Raw genomic sequence first — 15,614 nt, forward strand, 5'->3', positions numbered from 1 at the left:
TCGATCTGGCCAAGGTGCTGGGCGTGGAGACGCCGAAGGTCGCCATCCTCTCGGCGGTCGAGACCATCAACCCGAAGATCGAGACGACGCTGCAGGCCGCCGCGCTGTGCAAGATGGCCGACCGCGGCCAGATCAAGGGCGGCATCCTGGACGGCCCGCTGGCCTTCGACAACGCCATCAGCCTGGAGGCGGCGCGCACCAAGGGCATCACGTCCGAGGTCGCCGGCCAGCCGGACATCCTGCTGGTCCCCGATCTGGAGGCCGGCAACATGCTGGCCAAGCAGCTCTCCTTCCTGGCCAACGCGGACGCCGCCGGCATCGTGCTCGGCGCCCGGGTTCCGATCATCCTGACCAGCCGCGCCGACAACGTCCGCACCCGTCTGGCGTCCTGCGCCGTGGCCGTGCTGGTGGCCGCGGCGCGCCGCCGCGCCGCCGTGGCCGCGGCTGAGTGAGCGGGGTGTCGGGCATGAGCACCGGTAACGCGATCCTGGTCATCAACGCCGGCTCGTCGAGCCTGAAGTTCTCGGTCTTCCGCGAGAAGCCGGGCGGCGACGTGGCGGTGGCGATCAACGGCCAGATCTCCGGCATCGGCACCGAGCCGAAGTTCGAGGCGAAGGACACGTCCAGGCGTGTCCTCGCCGACAAGGCCTGGGGGGCGGGGGAGAAGAGCGACCGCACGGCGCTGCTCTCCTACCTGCTCGACTGGGTGGAGGAGCATCTGGAGGGGGCGAAGCTGATCGCCGCCGGACACCGCGTCGTGCACGGCGGGTCGAAGTACTCGCACCCCGTGCTGCTGACGCCGGAGGTGCTGGCGGAGCTCGACGCGCTGATCCCGCTGGCGCCGCTGCACCAGCCGCACAACCTCGCCGCCATCCGCGCGCTGGCCGAGGCGCATCCGGAGCTGCCGCAGGTGGCGTGTTTCGACACCGCCTTCCACCGCGGCCAGCCCTGGCAGTCGCAGACCTTCGCGCTGCCGCGGGCGATGACCGAGGAGGGTGTGCGCCGCTACGGCTTCCACGGCCTCAGCTACGAGTACATCGCCCGCCGCCTGCCCGAGGTGGCGCCGGAGCTGGCGGACGCGCACGTCGTCGTCTGCCACCTGGGCAGCGGCGCCAGCATGTGCGCCATCAAGGCCGGCAAGAGCATCGACAGCACCATGGGCTTCACCGCGGTGGACGGCCTGCCCATGGGCACGCGCACCGGCCGGCTGGACCCGGGCGTGCTGATCTACCTGATGCGCGCCAAGGGCATGGGCGCGGATGAGCTGGAGAAGCTGCTCTACAACAAGTCGGGCCTGCTCGGCGTGTCGGGCGTCTCCAACGACATGCGGGTGCTGCTGGAGTCGGCCGAGCCGCACGCCGCCGAGGCGGTCGAGCTGTTCTGCCACAGCGTCGCCAAGGAGACCGGTGCCTTGGCCGCCTCCATGGGCGGGCTGGACGCCATCGTCTTCACCGCCGGCATCGGCGAGCGCTCGGCCCCGGTGCGGGCGCGGGTGGCGAAGAAGCTGGCGTGGCTCGGTGTCCACCTGGATCCCGACGCCAACGACGCCAACGAGGCGAAGATCAGCGCGCCGGACAGCCGCATCCCCGTCTGGGTCATCCCCACCGACGAGGAGCGCATGATCGCCCAGCACACCGTCGAGGTCATGGAACAGCGTTGAATCGCGTTCCCGGAATGACGAAAGCCCTCCCCGGATCGGGGAGGGCTTTTCGTTTTCGGCGCCTACAGCCCCTTCCAGGCCTTCAGGTAGTCGATCAGCTTGCGTTCGTAGAAGGGCTGCGGCTGCGCGAAACGGGCGACGAGGCCGGCGGTGCCGTCCATCTTCACCACGATGCCGCGGCAGGCGAACTCGACCTTCTCGTCGCCCGACTGGAAAGCAATGCGGAAGTCGAACTGCTGCTTGGCGATCAGGTCGCCGTCGTAGGGGCGGATGCGGAACGAGCCCATGGCGAACTCCGCCGGCTCGTATTCGTTGCGGTCGATCAGGATGTGCGGCGGTCCGGACGGGCGCTGCTTCGATCCCGCTCCGGAGCCCTGCGGGGATTTGTCCTTGCCGGTCAACTTCGACAGCCACGACATGACGGTGAGCGCCTTATACAGTCCGGCAAAATGCCGTTAACCGAAACGTTTCGACGCAGTTTGAGTCATATTTCGTTGAACAAAGGTTAAGGCCCTCGCTGCGCCGCACGAGGTCATGGGAATTTCGTGCCAAGCGCACCCGCCGATGGCAATAGTGGGCGGTTATGTCGCATGTCGGTAAGGCATGCCTACCATGTTGTCCTATTCGTGACCGAATACTCGTGCGTGTTCTTGAAACACGTTAGTCTTCGCAGCAGTGATCCTCCCCCTCTCCGGCGATTTCATCTTCTCAACGTCTTTGTGCGTTCGCAATAAGTTTTTGTGCGAGTGCGAAGATCGCGGCGCGCCAGATCTTGCATTATGCAATCTCGTCAGGCCCTTACACCGCAAGAACAGAGGAGAGCAGCCATGATGCACCGCAATGTCGGCGACCTGGTCAGCAACCGCCGCGTGGTCTCTCTGCCCGCGGAAGCGTCGGTTCGCGATGCGGCGGCCCAGATGAAGTCGGCGCACGTCGCCTCGGTGGTCGTCACCGAGTCCGGCGACGAGCACCTGGAAGGCATCTTCACCGAGCGCGACCTGACCGAACGCGTGGTCGCCGACGGGCTCGATCCCGAGAAGACCCGGCTGTCCGACGTGATGACCCCGTGCCCGATCACCGTGGGGCTCGAGACCAGCGTGCGCGACGCGTTGCGCCAGATGTCCAACAACAGCCTGCGCCACCTGCCGATCGTCGAGGACGGCAAGGTGGTCGGCGTCATCTCGATGCGCGACTTCATGGGCAACGAGCTCGCCCTTCTCGACCGCGAGAAGGAACTCATGGAGAGCCTGACCGAGGTCCTGTGACCTTCTGACGGCTCCCCCGCGCAGCCGCCGCCCCGTCCCGGACAGGGGGCCGGGCGGGGGTGCGCATCCGTGCGCGGGGATCAGCGCATCAGCACCGCGCGGCGGCGTGTTTCGGCCTCGTCGGCGGTGACGATCTCGGTGCCGATCGGCCACAGCGCCAGCCCGGCCAGCTTCAGGTGCGCCCAGGCGAACGGAATGCCGATGATGGTCAGCGCCAGGCCGACCGCGGTGATCAGGTGGCCGAGCGCCAGCCACCAGCCGGCGAACACGAACCAGAGGATGTTGCCCAGCGTGCCAAGCAGCCCGGTGCCGATGTCCTCGCGCCCGTAGGCGTCGCGGCGCACCGCCGTCTGGCCGAAGGGCAGCAGCGCGTACCACGCCATGGTCAGCGCCGCGCGCGCCCAGGGAATGCCGATGATGGTGATGACCATGATCACCGCCGCCAGCAGCCAGGCGGCGGCCATCCACAGGCCGCCGAACACGACCCAGAGGATGTTGAGGACGAGGCTGACGACGGGCATGGGCGGATCTCCTTCCGCCCCTATGTGGGGTTGAGCGCGGTGCGCTCAAGAGCGCGGGACGCTACATCCCCTGCGCGGTCAGCGCCGCCTGGGTGCGGTTGCGCACGCCGAGCAGGCGGAGGATCGCCGTGACGTGCACCTTCACCGTGCCCTCGGTCAGGCCCAGCTCGTGGGCGATCTGCTTGTTCGACTTGCCCTCGCGCAGGCGCTCCAGCACCTCGCGCTGGCGCGGGGTCAGCTGCTCGCCGCCGCCGGGGCCGACGTTGGTCAGCGTGTCGTCGGCCAGGATGTCCGGGTTGGTCACCAGATCGCCGCGGATCGCCTCCGCCGGCACGTAGATGCCGCCGGCCAGCACCAGCTGCAGGGCGCCCAGCAGCACCTTGGCGCTGGAGGATTTCGGGATGTAGCCGGCCGCGCCGTTCTCCAGCGCCGACATCAGGTCGGCGCGCCGCTCCGACCCCGAGACCACCACCAGCAGCGCCCGCGGCAGCCGCGCGTGGATGGCCCCCAATTCGTTGAACCCGGTCCAGCCGGGCATGCCCAGGTCGAGCAGGATCAGTTCGAACTCCGTGCCGCCGTCGGTGAGCGCCCGCACCTCGTCAAAAGTACTGGCTTCGAAGAAGGTCATTTCCTCCTTGAACTGCGACAGGAGCCGTCGCAGTCCGTCCCGGAAAAGGAGGTGATCGTCGGCGATCAGCACGTTCATAGAGTGGCCCTTTGCCGGTTCCGGGCGGAGGATTGTTGCACCTTAGTGGCAGGCGCTTGAGCGAAAGCACTTGTCAATTAATGCTTGGGGAGAGTTCGGGTAAAGTGCGCTTTTGGTGCTACGACGGGGCACCTAGCCGAAAAGTTGGGGCCGAAAGGCCGGGGTCAAGACGCCGGGGTGAAAAGGAGCGGCCGGCCGCGGGGCTGCGGCCGGCCCGAGTGGGGGATCCGGTATCAAGGCGGGCGCCGGCCTCAGACCATGCCGGCGCCGACCGTCGCGTCCGCCGCCTGGTCGCCGATGCCGTTGTTGAGCGCCCAGATGGCGGCCTGCGTGCGGTTGGAGGCGTTGATCTTGCGCAGCAGGCTCTTGAGGTGGACCTTCACCGTGGCCTCGGTGATCTTCAGGTGGTTGGCGATCATCTTGTTGGAGTTGCCGTTCAGCAGGCAGCGCAGGATCTGCACCTCGCGCTGCGACAGGCCCTTGCGGCGCGCCGGCACCTCGGCGCCGACCTCCTCGGCCCGGCCGGAGACCAGCAGCTCGGCCAGATGGGTGGGGAACACCTTCTCGCCCATCATCACCAGGCGCAGCGACTGCATCAGCGCCTCGCACGCGATGTCCTTCATCAGGTAGCCGTCGGCGCCGGCGCCCAGCGCGCCCGACAGGCGGCGGGTGCACAGCTCGCTGGTCAGGATGACGACGCGGATCTGCGGATACTGGGTGCGCAGCCGTCGCATCGCCTCCACCTCGTCCTCGGCGCCGCTGACGAGGTCGATCAGGATCATCTCCGGATGGGACGCCGCCGCCTCGACCGTGGGCACGCCCTCGCGCAGGCTGCCGGCCTCGCCGATGACCTTGAACGGCGAATCCTCGAACAGCCGTTTCATGCCTTCGCGAAAGAGCTTGTTCGCATCGATCAGGTAAACGTTCACGGAATCCATCGTCGTCTGCCCGCCCTTGGCTGTGTTCACGTCGGTGGCGTGTTCCGACTTATCGGGACATGCCGCTTCGGGGGAGGACCGCAACCGCCTTCCGGCGCCGGGTGTGCCACGTTTCGTCGAGACGATACCCCAGATTCGCAGGACAGAAAATTTCTCGAAAGTACCAGCCGCGGCATGAAATCGGCATATGCCCTATGATGGGTTAAGACAAATCGTGGGTCCTATCGCCTCGTCCTTGGGTAGGCGGAGTAAACAAGGACGCGGCGGCGGTGTTGTTCGGCGGCTTTTACCGGCGTCTCGGCGATCAATGCCTGCGTCATCTGCAGCATGTCTTAAGAACCGTGCCATCATACCCTATGCACAGGAAGATGGTGCCGGCCGGACGGGCGCCCAGGGGCGTATGACCGAGGGCCGAGCGGCCCGCCTCGCCCGGGGGCTTCGTCGGGCGTGCGCGGGCGTGCTATAGGATGGCGCCATGACCGATGCCTTCGACGACGATCCCCTGAGCCAGCTCGGCTCCCATGGTGCGCCCATCGCCCCGGCCCCGCGTTTCGCCTACCTGGACGGCCTCAACCCGGTCCAGCGCGAGGCGGTGGAGGCGCTGGACGGCCCCGTCCTGGTGCTGGCCGGCGCCGGCACCGGCAAGACGCGGGTGCTGACGACGCGTCTGGCGCACCTGCTGATGACGCGGCGCGCCATGCCGTTCCAGATCCTCGCCGTCACCTTCACCAACAAGGCGGCGCGCGAGATGCGCGAGCGCGTCGCGGCGTTGGTCGGCATGGAGCCGGAGGGCTGGTGGCTCGGCACCTTCCACGCGCTGGCCGCGCGCATCCTGCGCCGCCACGCCGAGCTGGTCGGGCTGAAGTCCAACTTCACCATCCTCGACACCGACGACCAGATCCGCCTGGTCAAGCAGCTGCTGGAGGCGGAGGGCGTCGACTCCAAGAAGTGGCCGGCGCGGCAGGTGCTCGGCGCCATCGAGCGCTGGAAGGACCGCGGCCTGACGCCGGACAAGCTGACCGAGGCCGACGGCGGCGACGTGGCCGGCGGCCGGCTGGTGGCATTGTACCGCCAGTACCAGGACCGCCTGCGCACGCTGAACGCCTGCGACTTCGGCGACCTGCTGCTGCACACGCTGGTGATCTTCCAGACCCACGCCGACGTCCTGGCCGAGTATCACCGCAAGTTCCGCTACATCCTGGTGGACGAGTACCAGGACACCAACGTGGCGCAGTACCTGTGGCTGCGCATCCTCTCCCAGGCGCACAAGAACATCTGCTGCGTCGGCGACGAGGATCAGTCGATCTACGCGTGGCGCGGCGCCGAGATCGGCAACATCCTGCGCTTCGAGACCGACTTCCCCGGTGCTAAAATCATCAAGCTGGAGCAGAACTACCGCTCGACCGGGCACATCCTGGCGGCGGCGTCCGGCGTGATCGCCCACAACAAGGGCCGCCTGGGCAAGACGCTGTGGACCCAGGCCGAGGGCGGCGACCGCGTCCGCGTCCGCGGCGTCTGGGACGGCGAGGAGGAGGCGCGTTGGATCGGCGAGGAGGTGGAATCGCTGCAGCGCCTTGGCGTCTCGCTGGGCCACATGGCGGTGCTGGTGCGCGCCGGCTTCCAGACCCGCGAGTTCGAGGAGCGCTTCATCACGCTCGGCCTGCCCTACAAGGTGATCGGCGGCCCGCGCTTTTACGAGCGGCAGGAGATCCGCGACGCGCTGGCCTACCTGCGCGTGGTGAACTCGCCCGACGACGACCTCGCCTTCGAGCGCATCGTCAACGTGCCGAAGCGCGGCATCGGCCCGGCGGCGCTGCAATGCCTGTACACCGCGGCGCGCGGGCAGGGCGTCCCGCTGGCCGAGGCCGGCTGGGCGCTGACCGAGACCGACGAGCTGAAGCCCAAGGTGCGCGGCACGGTGCGCACCCTCCTGCAGGACTTCTTCCGCTGGCGCGGCCTCGCGCAGACCATGCCGCACACCGACTTGGCGCGCATGGTGCTGGACGAGTCCGGCTACACCCGCATGTGGCAGGAGGACAAGTCGCCCGAGGCGCCGGGCCGGCTGGAAAACCTCAAGGAACTGATCACCGCCATGGCGGAGTTCGAGAACCTCGGCGGCTTCCTCGAGCACGTCGCCCTGGTGATGGAGAACGCCGAGGCCGCCGGGACCGAGCAGATCACCCTGATGACCCTGCACGGCGCCAAGGGACTGGAGTTCGACGTCGTCTTCCTGCCCGGCTGGGAGGAGGGCGTGTTCCCCAACCAGCGCGCGCTGGACGAGACCGGCATCGCCGGCCTGGAGGAGGAGCGCCGCCTCGCCTACGTCGGCCTGACGCGGGCGCGCAAGCGGGCCTACGTGACGCACGCCGCCAACCGCCGCCTGTACGGCAACTGGGTCAGCGCCATCCCCTCGCGCTTCGTGGACGAGCTGCCGCCGGAGAACGTCGAGGCGGAGGCGGCCAGCGGCCTCTACGCCGGCTCCGGCGCGGCCGGGTTCGGCGGCGGGTTCCGGGATTCCGGGGCGGGCGGCTTCAGCTTCAAGGCCCCGCAGCGCCAGCCGCCGGCGCCGCGCGGCGTGACGCTGGAGGGCACCGCCTACCACGTCGAGGCGCGCCCCCGGCCGTCCTCGCCCTACGGCGAGGGGGAGCGGGTGTTCCACCAGAAGTTCGGCTACGGCACCGTGGTGGCGGTCGAGCAGGACAAGCTGGAGATCGCCTTTGACGAGGCCGGCACCAAGAAGGTGATGGACGCCTTCGTGGTGCCCGCGGACAAGGCGGGGTGAGGACCGAATCCCATTGATCCCTGCACCGCTTCGGGCTCAGGATCGGTGGAGATTTCGGAGGTTTGTGAACCCGTGTTCAAAGGCAACGCCCTCTTCGAGGTGCAGGTCCGCGTCGACGACCGCTGGCGGATGGAGGCCACCTTCACCGAGGAGCAGGCGGCGCTGTCCTGCGCCCGCGTGCAGATGACCGTGGCCGGCGTGCAGGAGGTGAAGGTCTTCAAGTCGCGCAGCCTCGCCGGGCTGGCGGTCCAGACCGCGATCTTCCACCGCAAGGTGCCGGAGCAGAAGACCAAGCCGCTGACCATCGCCGGCACCGCCGAGGGCGCGCCCTACTGCACCGAGTTGGCCGAGCTGTACGGCTTCGACAGCCGCGTCGTCATCGGCCGGCTGCTGCGCCAGTTCCTCGATAAGTTCCAGGTGACGCCGACCGAGCTGCTGCACGGCTGGACCTACGCCCGCAAGCTGGACGAGCAGGGCACGCTGATGGGCGCGGCCATCCATGCCGTCGCCCGCCACCACGGCGACACCCACAAGGTGGCGGTCGCCGCGCGGGTGAAGGAGCTGCGCGCCCTGGTCGACCGCGCGCTGGTCCGCGCCCGCGACTTCAACGCCGAGCGCAAGCGCCTGCCGGCCTTCGACGAGTCCGACCTCGCCGCCACCAGCCGCCGCATCGGGCAGGCGGTGGGGGCGGAGGAGCACGACTTCGTCTTCCTGGCCATGCTCAGCCAGTATCTGACCAGCGCCAACTCGCTGGCCGGCAAGATGGAGCTGCTGGTCAAGATGATGGCGCGAATCGACGACCCGCACCTCTCGGCGCTGCTGGAGGGCGTGGTCGCCGACGGGCTGGGCGCCGCCGACGTGGTGAAGGAACTGCTGGGCGCGCAGCCGACGCTGGCCGCCGGCCTGTGCGCGCTGGCCGACACGCTGTACGGCCGCAAGCCGGGCGAGAAGGACGTGCCGGTGCACCCGCTGCTCGCCTGCATCGGGGCGCTGACCGTCACCGGCCGGGCGCCGAGCTGCCGCGTCGTGCTGCTGGAGCGCGTGCGCTCCGCCCTCAACAGCGACCAGCCGCTCGACCGCAAGGACTCCAAGGCCGAGGCGACGCTGGTGGAGACCCTTGCGCTTCGGCTGAAGGGGGCGGACGGCACGCTGCTGGGCGGTGCGGAGACCGAGAAGGCGCTGGCCAAGCGCCTGCTGCGCCACCGCCAGGCGATCCTGCGCCAGCAGGGCATGCACGACATCGCCGACCGCTTGGCCGGCACCTTCCGGCCGGGGGAGGGGTGAGTCGGCCGGCTGGTGGTGTCCCGGCTGGAGGTGCCGTTGTGACGGCCAACAGTTCACACGGATTTCACGGATTTGAACACGGATTTCACGGATTTTTTTTGACCCTGCCCGGCAACGGCCCGCGGATAAGGCTGACGCGCTGCAAGCACCGAGAAAATCCGTGAAATCCGTGCCTCGATCCGTGAAATCCGTGTGAATGTTGTGTCCGTGGCGTCCGTCAGCGACGGGCGGGAGCCGTTAGTACCCGCCCTTCTTGCCGGTGCCGACGAACTTGAAGTCGCCCTTGAACTCGAACGGCTTCCACCAGGCCTGCACGCCGGTCTCCTTGTCGGTGTGGCGCAGGAAGACCTGGGTGTGGCCGTGCGCGTCGGTGCCCGGGGGCGCGATGCGGAAGGTCACGTCGTACTGGCCGGGGCCGCTCAGCGCCACGTTGGCGCCGTAGTGCGGGCCGTCGTTGGCGACCATCGCGTGCAGCGTGCCGCTGGTCTTCCAGTCGCTGCCGCGCTTGGCGATGGTGTAGTCCACCGTCAGGTAGGGGATCCAGGAATCCTCGCGGAAGCCGTTCGGGTTGTCCTTCAGCGCCTTGATGTCGGCTTCCAGGTGGATGTCGGTCTTCTTGGCGTCCTGGTCGGCCATGGCCGGCTGCATGACCACCGGCTGCAGGTACACGCCGATGACGTTCAGGCCGTTCTTCTCGATGGGCTGGCCGATCGGCTGCTCGCCGGCGAGGGCCGGCGCGGCGGCGAGGCCGAGCGCCAGGACGGCGGCGGCAAGGGGGCGTGCGGACAGAGTCATTGCGTGCTCTCCGGAAGTCGTGAGGAAGGTTGGGAAACGATCAGGCGCCGAACAGCGCCGGATACCAGGCGGCGCCGATGGCGAAGCTGCCGAGGGCGCCGGGTAGGAGGGGAATCCAGCGCGTCGCCGCCGGCACGCCCTGCGCCGCCAGCAGGCGGTCGCCGAGCCGCAGGCTCCACAGCGCGCCGAGCGCGAAGCACAGGCCCTTGGCGCCGAGCACCGCCGACGGCCCGAGGCCGAGCAGCGCCAGCGTGTCGAACAGCCCGCTGCCGAGGCCGAGCAGCAGCGACACCATGGCGACCGGGGCGTACTGGTAGCCGAGCTGGACGAAGCGGGCCTTCCACTCGGCACCGGGCGCCAGCCGCGCCGACAGCCAGGCGGAGGCCGCCGTGGTGGCCGACAGCGTCGCGGTCAGCGCCGCCAGCCAGCTCAGCATGTAGCCGACGATCAGGATGAAATCGAGCCAGCGGAACACCTCGCGGCGCTCCGGGTAGACCGCCATCAGCCAGCGCGGCCCCGGCTCGCCCAGCCAGTACCAGCCCTGGTCGATGCCCCAGTCGCCGACCGCCATGCGCAGGTGCTGATACGACGGCAGCACCAGCCACAGGAAGCCGCCCAGCGCCACGCCGGTGCCCATGAACAGGAACAGCACCTCGGACAGGCTGGGGTTGTGCGCCGACACCGTCTCGATCTCGGCGCCGGGGACGCGCAGCTTGAGGTACAGCCCCCCCTGCGAGGCCGGGCCGACGCAGCGGAAGCACTCGATGCAGTGGCGGGATTCGGTCTTGCGCCGGAGGTCGATCAGCGTCGGGCAGACGGTTTTCTCGGTCCAGCGGTCGCCGCCCGGCTCCGGCCGCTTCGGCGCGAACTCGACCCCGCCCAGGCGGGAGTAGACGCCGAGCAGCAGCCCGATCGGGCAGGCGTGCCGGCACCACGCGCGCTTGCCGCGCCCGAACAGGAAGCCGATGACCAGCGCCGCCGCGAAGACCGAGCCGAACAGGATGGCGGCGGCCTCCGGGTGGTCGCGCACGCCCACCGTCTGGCCCCACACGGTGACCAGGATGAAGCTGGCGACCGGCGTGCCCGGCCAGCGCAGCCACGCCGGCACCGGCCGCTTCAGCCCGACCTTGCCCGCCCATTCCGAGCCGGCCCCCATCGGGCAGAGCAGCCCGCACCAGCTGCGCCCGGTCAGCGCCACCGACAGGAAGGCCAGCGGAAACCACAGGCCCCACAGCAGCGTGTGCACCATCACCGTGAAGTGGTCGAACGGCCCGTCCTCGGCTGCCGGATCGTCGAGCAGCAGCGGCACGAACAGGATGGCGAGGAAGCCGACGAACATCACCCCGTGCACCACCGGCAGCCACGGCCGCAGCCACACGAACAACCGCTCCACCGCCGCGCCCAGCGCGATCAGGCGCCCGCCGCGGCGGAACGGAACGGCGCGCTGGGCGGCGCAGCCGTCGGTCGTGTCCGGAAGCCGATGCGTGTCCATGAGCCGCCCGCTGCGGTGCAATTGCAAATCGTTCGCGTATCAGGCTCGCATATGAGACTGAATCGCAATGCGACAGTGCGTCGCACCCCTGCATTCCCTGTGGGCAATTGGCAGGGCGAGCTACTCCCCGATCAGGTCCAGCCACTCCCGCTCGCTGAGCACCGTCACGCCCAGCTCGCGCGCCTTGGTGGCCTTGCTGCCGGCGTCGGCGCCGACCACCACGCAGTCGGTCTTCTTCGACACCGATCCCGTCACCTTGGCGCCCAGCTCGCGCGCCCGCGCCTCGGCGGCGTCGCGGGTCATGGTCTCCAGCGTGCCGGTGAAGACCACCGTCTTGCCGGCCACCGGCGTGCTCGCCGCCTTCGGCTTCTCGGCGTCCAGCACCGTCACGCCGGCCTCGCGCAGGCCCTGGATGATCTCCTTGTTGCGCTCCTCGAGGAAGAAGCCGGCGAGTTCCTCGGCGGCCACCTCGCCGACGTCGGGGACGCGGACCAGCGCCTCCCACGCCTCGCCGGGCTGAGCCGCGGCGGCGGCGGCCATGGCCTCCGTCCAGCGCTCCAGCGTCTCGTAGTGCGCGGCCAGCGCCTTGGCGGCGTTGGCCTTCACCTCCCTGATGCCGAGCATGCCGATCACCGTCTCCAGCCGCAGCGCCGGCTGGTTGGCGTAGAAGCCCACCTTGGCGGCGTTCTCCGGGTCATTGAACCACGCCAGCAGCGCCGACATGGTGGACGGCCCCACGCCTTTCAGCGCCGCCAGCTCGCGCCACGCCGCGCCCGGCATCGCGCCGATGGCGGCGTCCATGCCGGCCAGCCACGCGTCCAGCGACCCATAATGCGTGGCCAGCGAGCGCGCCGTCACCTCGCCCACATGCCGGATGCCCAGGCCGAAGATCAGCCGGTGCAGGTCGATGCCGTTGCGGCGGTCGTTGATTGCCTTGAACAGGTTCTCGACCGACTTCTCCTTCCAGCCGAACCGGCCGATCAGCGCGAACTCGCCGCGTTCGATCCGCGGTTCCAGCGTGAAGATGTCCACCGGCGAGCGGACGAGGCCGTCGTTCCAGAACTCCTCGATGATCTTCTCGCCCAGGCCCTCGATGTCGAAGGCGTTGCGGCTGACGAAGTGGCGCAGCCGCTCCTTGGCCTGCGCCGGGCAGATCAGCCCGCCGGTGCAGCGCCGCACCACCTCTCCCTCCTCGCGCACGGCGAGGCTGCCGCACTCCGGGCAGTGGTCGGGGAAGACGAAGGGCTCGGCGCCCTCCGGCCGCTGCGCCTCGACGACGCCGACCACCTGCGGGATCACGTCGCCGGCGCGCTGAACGACGACGAGGTCGCCGACGCGGACGTCCTTGCGGGCGATCTCGTCCTCGTTGTGCAGGGTGGCTCGGCTGACCACCACGCCGCCGACCGTGATGTCCTCCAGTTCCGCCACCGGGGTCAGCGCGCCGGTGCGGCCGACCTGGATGGTGATGCCCTTGAGGCGCGTCTGCGCCTGCTCCGCCGGGAACTTGTGGGCGATGGCCCAGCGCGGCGCGCGGGAGACGAAGCCCAGGCGCTCCTGCAGGTCCAGCCGGTCCACCTTGTAGACCACGCCGTCGATGTCGAAGGGCAGCGAGGAGCGGCGCTGGCCGATCTGCTCGTAAAAGCGCAGCAGCGTATCGACGCCGTCCACGTGTTCGGCCGGGCGGTTGAGCGCGAAGCCCCACGCCTTCAGCCGCTCGCGGATGCCCCACTGGGTGTCGGCGATCGGCTCCGACACCTCGCCCAGCGCGTAGCCGAAGAAGCACAGCGGGCGCGACGCGGTGACCTTCGGGTCCTTCTGGCGCAGCGAGCCGGCGGCGGCGTTGCGCGGGTTGGCGAACAGGTCCTCGCCCTTCTCGGCATAGCCCTTGTTCATCGCCAGGAACTCGTCGCGGTTCATGTAGACCTCGCCGCGCACCTCCAGCACGGCGGGGTAGGGGGTGGGCAGGGTCTTCGGCACGTCCTTGATGGTCATGACGTTGGCCGTGACGTCCTCGCCCTCCGCGCCGTCGCCGCGGGTGGCGGCCAGCACGAGGCGGCCGTTCTCGTAGCGCAGCGAGCAGGACAGGCCGTCGATCTTCGGCTCGGCCACGAAGGCGATGGGCGTGTCCTCGCCCCAGCCGAGGAAGCGGCGGATGCGCGCGACGAACTCGGCGGCGTCCTCCGGGGCGAAGGCGTTGCCCAGCGACAGCATCGGCACGGCGTGCCGCACCTTCCTGAATCCCGCCGCTGGCGCCGCGCCGACGCGCAGCGAGGGCGAATCGGCGCGCTGCAGTTCCGGGAAGCGCGCCTCGATGGCGCCGTTGCGGCGGACCAGCGCGTCGTACGCGGCATCCGGGATTTCCGGCGTGTCCTGCTGGTGGTAGAGCCGGTCGTGGTGGGCGATTTCCTTGGCCAGCGCCTCCAGTTCGGCCTGCGCCTGCTCCAGGGTCAGCGCCTCCACGGGGATGGCGCGCAGGCTGGCGGGCGTGGCGAAGAGGTCGGTCATGATACGGCTCGGCGGTTCGGGACGGGGCGTGAAACGGGAGACTGGCGGAAGGGCGCTTGTTGGCGCAAGACTGAAGCGACCGCCTATGACGAAGCACGGATCCGCGATGTCCCGCAGCCCCGTCAAGCCCCTGACCATCGACGAGCGCCTGGTGATCGCCGCCGCGCTGGACCGCATCCTCTACGACGACCCCGAGCGCTTCTCGGCCGAGGACGCGCGGCTGGTGCGCCGCCTGATCCCGCTGACCCGCACCTCCTGGCTCAGCCTCGGCTTCCGGGCCGAGACGCAGGGGCCGTCGGTGGGCGGCGAGGCGGCCGGCGTCGGCCCGGTGGAGATGGAGGGCGACCGCAAGGTCACGCAGGGCAGCGTCGGCGAGGGCGACGAGTGGCGCTGCGGCCAGTACAAGATCAGCAACTATGGCGATGGTCTGGAAATCTGGCAGGTCATGAGCAACGAGTTCGACGAGGAGCCCAAGGGCGCCCGGCTGGAGTTCGCCGACCCGATCCGCCTGCTGTTCTTCCGCCCGCGCGACGTGGCGATCACCATCCCCTTCACCAAGTACCAGGTCGGCCTGCGCCTCGGCGGCTGGGGGCCGTGGAAGGTGGCGGCGTAGGGATTCGCTGGTGCGTCCAGCCGCGTGTGTGCGCCATATCGCATGCACGCGGTGGTGTGCAATTCCCGTCCGCTGTGCTGAAATGGAAAGCCGGCCGGGAATTGGCCCGGCCGGCCATCAAGGGAGAACAAGATGGAAGCACCCATCTTCTCTCTCGAGCTTCGCTTCCGGGGCTGTCGGATCACGATCCGCATCACCCTGAAGCGGCGCTAGAGGTCGCCGGGGGTGCAGGAACACCCCCGGCTTCCTTCAAGATAGCAATTCCCCCACCCGCAGACAACCGTTGCCCGGTTCAGATCCGCTTGGCCAGCGCCAGCAGGCCGCCGGCGCCGATCATCAGGCCGCCGCTCACCCGGTTCAGGCTGCGCACGGCACGGGTGCTCGACAGGCGCGCGGCGATGGTGTGGCCGCCGGCGGCGTAGGCGAGGATCCAGCCGAACTCGATCACCGCCATCAGCGAGACCAGCGCGGTGAACTGCGGCAGCAGCGGCTGCGCCGGCTCGATGAACTGCGGGAACAGCGCGGCCATGAAGACCAGCGCCTTGGGGTTGCTGAAGGCGACCAGCACGCCGCGCACGAACAGCCGCCCGGCTGTGCCGGTGTCGTCCTCCGCCGGGGCCTCGCCCGCCCGCACCGGCTCCACCGGCGCCCGCCACGTCTGCCAGCCGAGCCACGTCAGATAGGCCACGCCCGCCCACTTCAGTGTCAGGAACGCCGCTTCCGACGCCGCCAGCAGTGCCCCCAGGCCGAGCACCGACAGGCCGGCCAGGGTGGTCAGCCCGGCCACCATGCCCAGGCCGCCCCACGCCGCCCGGCGCACGCCGAAGCGCAGGCCGAGGCTCATGGCCAGCAGCATGTTGGGGCCGGGCGTCGCCGAGATGAAGAAGAAGGTGACCAGGAACAGGCCCAGCGTCTGCCAGCTCATGCGCGCCTCCGAAAGGGGACGGCCAGGGAACCACGCCGCGCGCCCGCGGGCAAATGCCGCAGGCGCAGGGCAGACATCGGCGGCTCTCGACGGACGGTGCCGTCTTCGTGCCTTCGTGTCTTCGTGGT

14 protein-coding genes are annotated in these 15,614 nt (G+C 69.5%); 6 read left to right on the forward strand and 8 right to left on the reverse strand.

From position 1 onward, the window contains the following. Positions 1-452: phosphate acyltransferase (locus TSO221_RS08545; protein ID WP_247877962.1), on the forward strand; the 452-nt coding region annotated here is incomplete at its 5' end. A 14-nt stretch (positions 453-466) separates the two neighbouring features. Continuing rightward, on the forward strand, positions 467-1,660 hold the full coding sequence (locus TSO221_RS08550; protein WP_109118066.1) for an acetate/propionate family kinase: 1,194 nt from the start codon (positions 467-469) through the stop codon (positions 1,658-1,660). A 62-nt stretch (positions 1,661-1,722) separates the two neighbouring features. On the opposite strand, the gene TSO221_RS08555 is transcribed toward TSO221_RS08550, so the two are convergent. After that, positions 1,723-2,079 carry a hypothetical protein gene (locus TSO221_RS08555; protein WP_109118067.1) on the reverse strand — a complete coding sequence of 119 codons (357 nt, stop codon included), beginning with the start codon at positions 2,077-2,079 and terminating at the stop codon, positions 1,723-1,725. Between the two features lie 408 nt (positions 2,080-2,487). Here TSO221_RS08555 and TSO221_RS08560 point away from each other — a divergent pair, with 408 nt between their 5' ends. After that, positions 2,488-2,925, forward strand: coding sequence for a CBS domain-containing protein (locus tag TSO221_RS08560; protein WP_109118068.1), 438 nt, complete (start codon positions 2,488-2,490; stop codon positions 2,923-2,925). 80 nt (positions 2,926-3,005) lie between these two features. Here TSO221_RS08560 and TSO221_RS08565 read toward each other — a convergent pair whose 3' ends face one another. The 3 genes from TSO221_RS08565 to TSO221_RS08575 all read right to left on the reverse strand — a co-directional run bounded on the left by TSO221_RS08565 (position 3,006) and on the right by TSO221_RS08575 (position 5,090). Then, a complete protein-coding gene (locus TSO221_RS08565; protein ID WP_109118069.1) occupies positions 3,006-3,446 on the reverse strand; it encodes a YccF domain-containing protein in 441 nt (146 codons plus the stop codon). Positions 3,447-3,507: 61 nt separating this feature from the next. Beyond that, positions 3,508-4,152, reverse strand: a complete 645-nt coding sequence (locus TSO221_RS08570) for a response regulator transcription factor (RefSeq protein WP_109118070.1) — start codon at positions 4,150-4,152, stop codon at positions 3,508-3,510. Positions 4,153-4,403: 251 nt separating this feature from the next. After that, positions 4,404-5,090 (reverse strand): response regulator transcription factor, encoded by a 687-nt coding sequence (locus TSO221_RS08575; RefSeq protein WP_109118071.1) that lies wholly within the window; start codon positions 5,088-5,090, stop codon positions 4,404-4,406. A 475-nt stretch (positions 5,091-5,565) separates the two neighbouring features. On the opposite strand from TSO221_RS08575, the gene TSO221_RS08580 reads away from it, so the two are divergent. Then, on the forward strand, positions 5,566-7,872 hold the full coding sequence (locus tag TSO221_RS08580) for a UvrD-helicase domain-containing protein (RefSeq protein WP_109118072.1): 2,307 nt from the start codon (positions 5,566-5,568) through the stop codon (positions 7,870-7,872). 72 nt (positions 7,873-7,944) lie between these two features. After that, positions 7,945-9,156: a hypothetical protein gene (locus TSO221_RS08585; RefSeq protein WP_109118073.1), complete on the forward strand. Its 1,212-nt coding sequence runs from the start codon at positions 7,945-7,947 to the stop codon at positions 9,154-9,156. Between the two features lie 237 nt (positions 9,157-9,393). Here the strand turns inward: TSO221_RS08585 and TSO221_RS08590 are convergent, their stop codons facing one another. The 3 genes from TSO221_RS08590 to ligA all read right to left on the reverse strand — a co-directional run bounded on the left by TSO221_RS08590 (position 9,394) and on the right by ligA (position 13,948). Further along, positions 9,394-9,951, reverse strand: coding sequence for an iron transporter (locus TSO221_RS08590; RefSeq protein WP_109118074.1), 558 nt, complete (start codon positions 9,949-9,951; stop codon positions 9,394-9,396). 40 nt (positions 9,952-9,991) lie between these two features. After that, positions 9,992-11,443, reverse strand: a complete 1,452-nt coding sequence (locus tag TSO221_RS08595) for a 4Fe-4S binding protein (RefSeq protein WP_109118075.1) — start codon at positions 11,441-11,443, stop codon at positions 9,992-9,994. A gap of 120 nt (positions 11,444-11,563) precedes the next feature. Beyond that, positions 11,564-13,948, reverse strand: coding sequence for an NAD-dependent DNA ligase LigA (ligA, locus tag TSO221_RS08600; protein ID WP_109118076.1), 2,385 nt, complete (start codon positions 13,946-13,948; stop codon positions 11,564-11,566). 106 nt (positions 13,949-14,054) lie between these two features. On the opposite strand from ligA, the gene TSO221_RS08605 reads away from it, so the two are divergent. Beyond that, a complete protein-coding gene (locus tag TSO221_RS08605; protein WP_109118155.1) occupies positions 14,055-14,561 on the forward strand; it encodes a hypothetical protein in 507 nt (168 codons plus the stop codon). A gap of 292 nt (positions 14,562-14,853) precedes the next feature. Here TSO221_RS08605 and TSO221_RS08610 read toward each other — a convergent pair whose 3' ends face one another. After that, positions 14,854-15,486, reverse strand: a complete 633-nt coding sequence (locus TSO221_RS08610) for a LysE family translocator (RefSeq protein WP_109118077.1) — start codon at positions 15,484-15,486, stop codon at positions 14,854-14,856. Positions 15,487-15,614 lie beyond the last annotated feature (128 nt).

The organism is Azospirillum sp. TSO22-1 (assembly GCF_003116015.1).
GTDB lineage: Bacteria > Pseudomonadota > Alphaproteobacteria > Azospirillales > Azospirillaceae > Azospirillum.

Excerpts from the sequence above, each read along its gene's own strand:
- TSO221_RS08550 (WP_109118066.1), top strand. The coding sequence starts at position 467 with ATGAGCACCGGTAACGCGATCCTGGTCATCAACGCCGGCTCGTCGAGC.
- TSO221_RS08555 (WP_109118067.1), bottom strand. The coding sequence starts at position 2,079 with ATGTCGTGGCTGTCGAAGTTGACCGGCAAGGACAAATCCCCGCAGGGC.
- TSO221_RS08560 (WP_109118068.1), top strand. The coding sequence starts at position 2,488 with ATGATGCACCGCAATGTCGGCGACCTGGTCAGCAACCGCCGCGTGGTC.
- TSO221_RS08565 (WP_109118069.1), bottom strand. The coding sequence starts at position 3,446 with ATGCCCGTCGTCAGCCTCGTCCTCAACATCCTCTGGGTCGTGTTCGGC.
- TSO221_RS08570 (WP_109118070.1), bottom strand. The coding sequence starts at position 4,152 with ATGAACGTGCTGATCGCCGACGATCACCTCCTTTTCCGGGACGGACTG.
- TSO221_RS08575 (WP_109118071.1), bottom strand. The coding sequence starts at position 5,090 with ATGGATTCCGTGAACGTTTACCTGATCGATGCGAACAAGCTCTTTCGC.
- TSO221_RS08580 (WP_109118072.1), top strand. The coding sequence starts at position 5,566 with ATGACCGATGCCTTCGACGACGATCCCCTGAGCCAGCTCGGCTCCCAT.
- TSO221_RS08590 (WP_109118074.1), bottom strand. The coding sequence starts at position 9,951 with ATGACTCTGTCCGCACGCCCCCTTGCCGCCGCCGTCCTGGCGCTCGGC.
- TSO221_RS08595 (WP_109118075.1), bottom strand. The coding sequence starts at position 11,443 with ATGGACACGCATCGGCTTCCGGACACGACCGACGGCTGCGCCGCCCAG.
- ligA (WP_109118076.1), bottom strand. The coding sequence starts at position 13,948 with ATGACCGACCTCTTCGCCACGCCCGCCAGCCTGCGCGCCATCCCCGTG.
- TSO221_RS08605 (WP_109118155.1), top strand. The coding sequence starts at position 14,055 with ATGTCCCGCAGCCCCGTCAAGCCCCTGACCATCGACGAGCGCCTGGTG.
- TSO221_RS08610 (WP_109118077.1), bottom strand. The coding sequence starts at position 15,486 with ATGAGCTGGCAGACGCTGGGCCTGTTCCTGGTCACCTTCTTCTTCATC.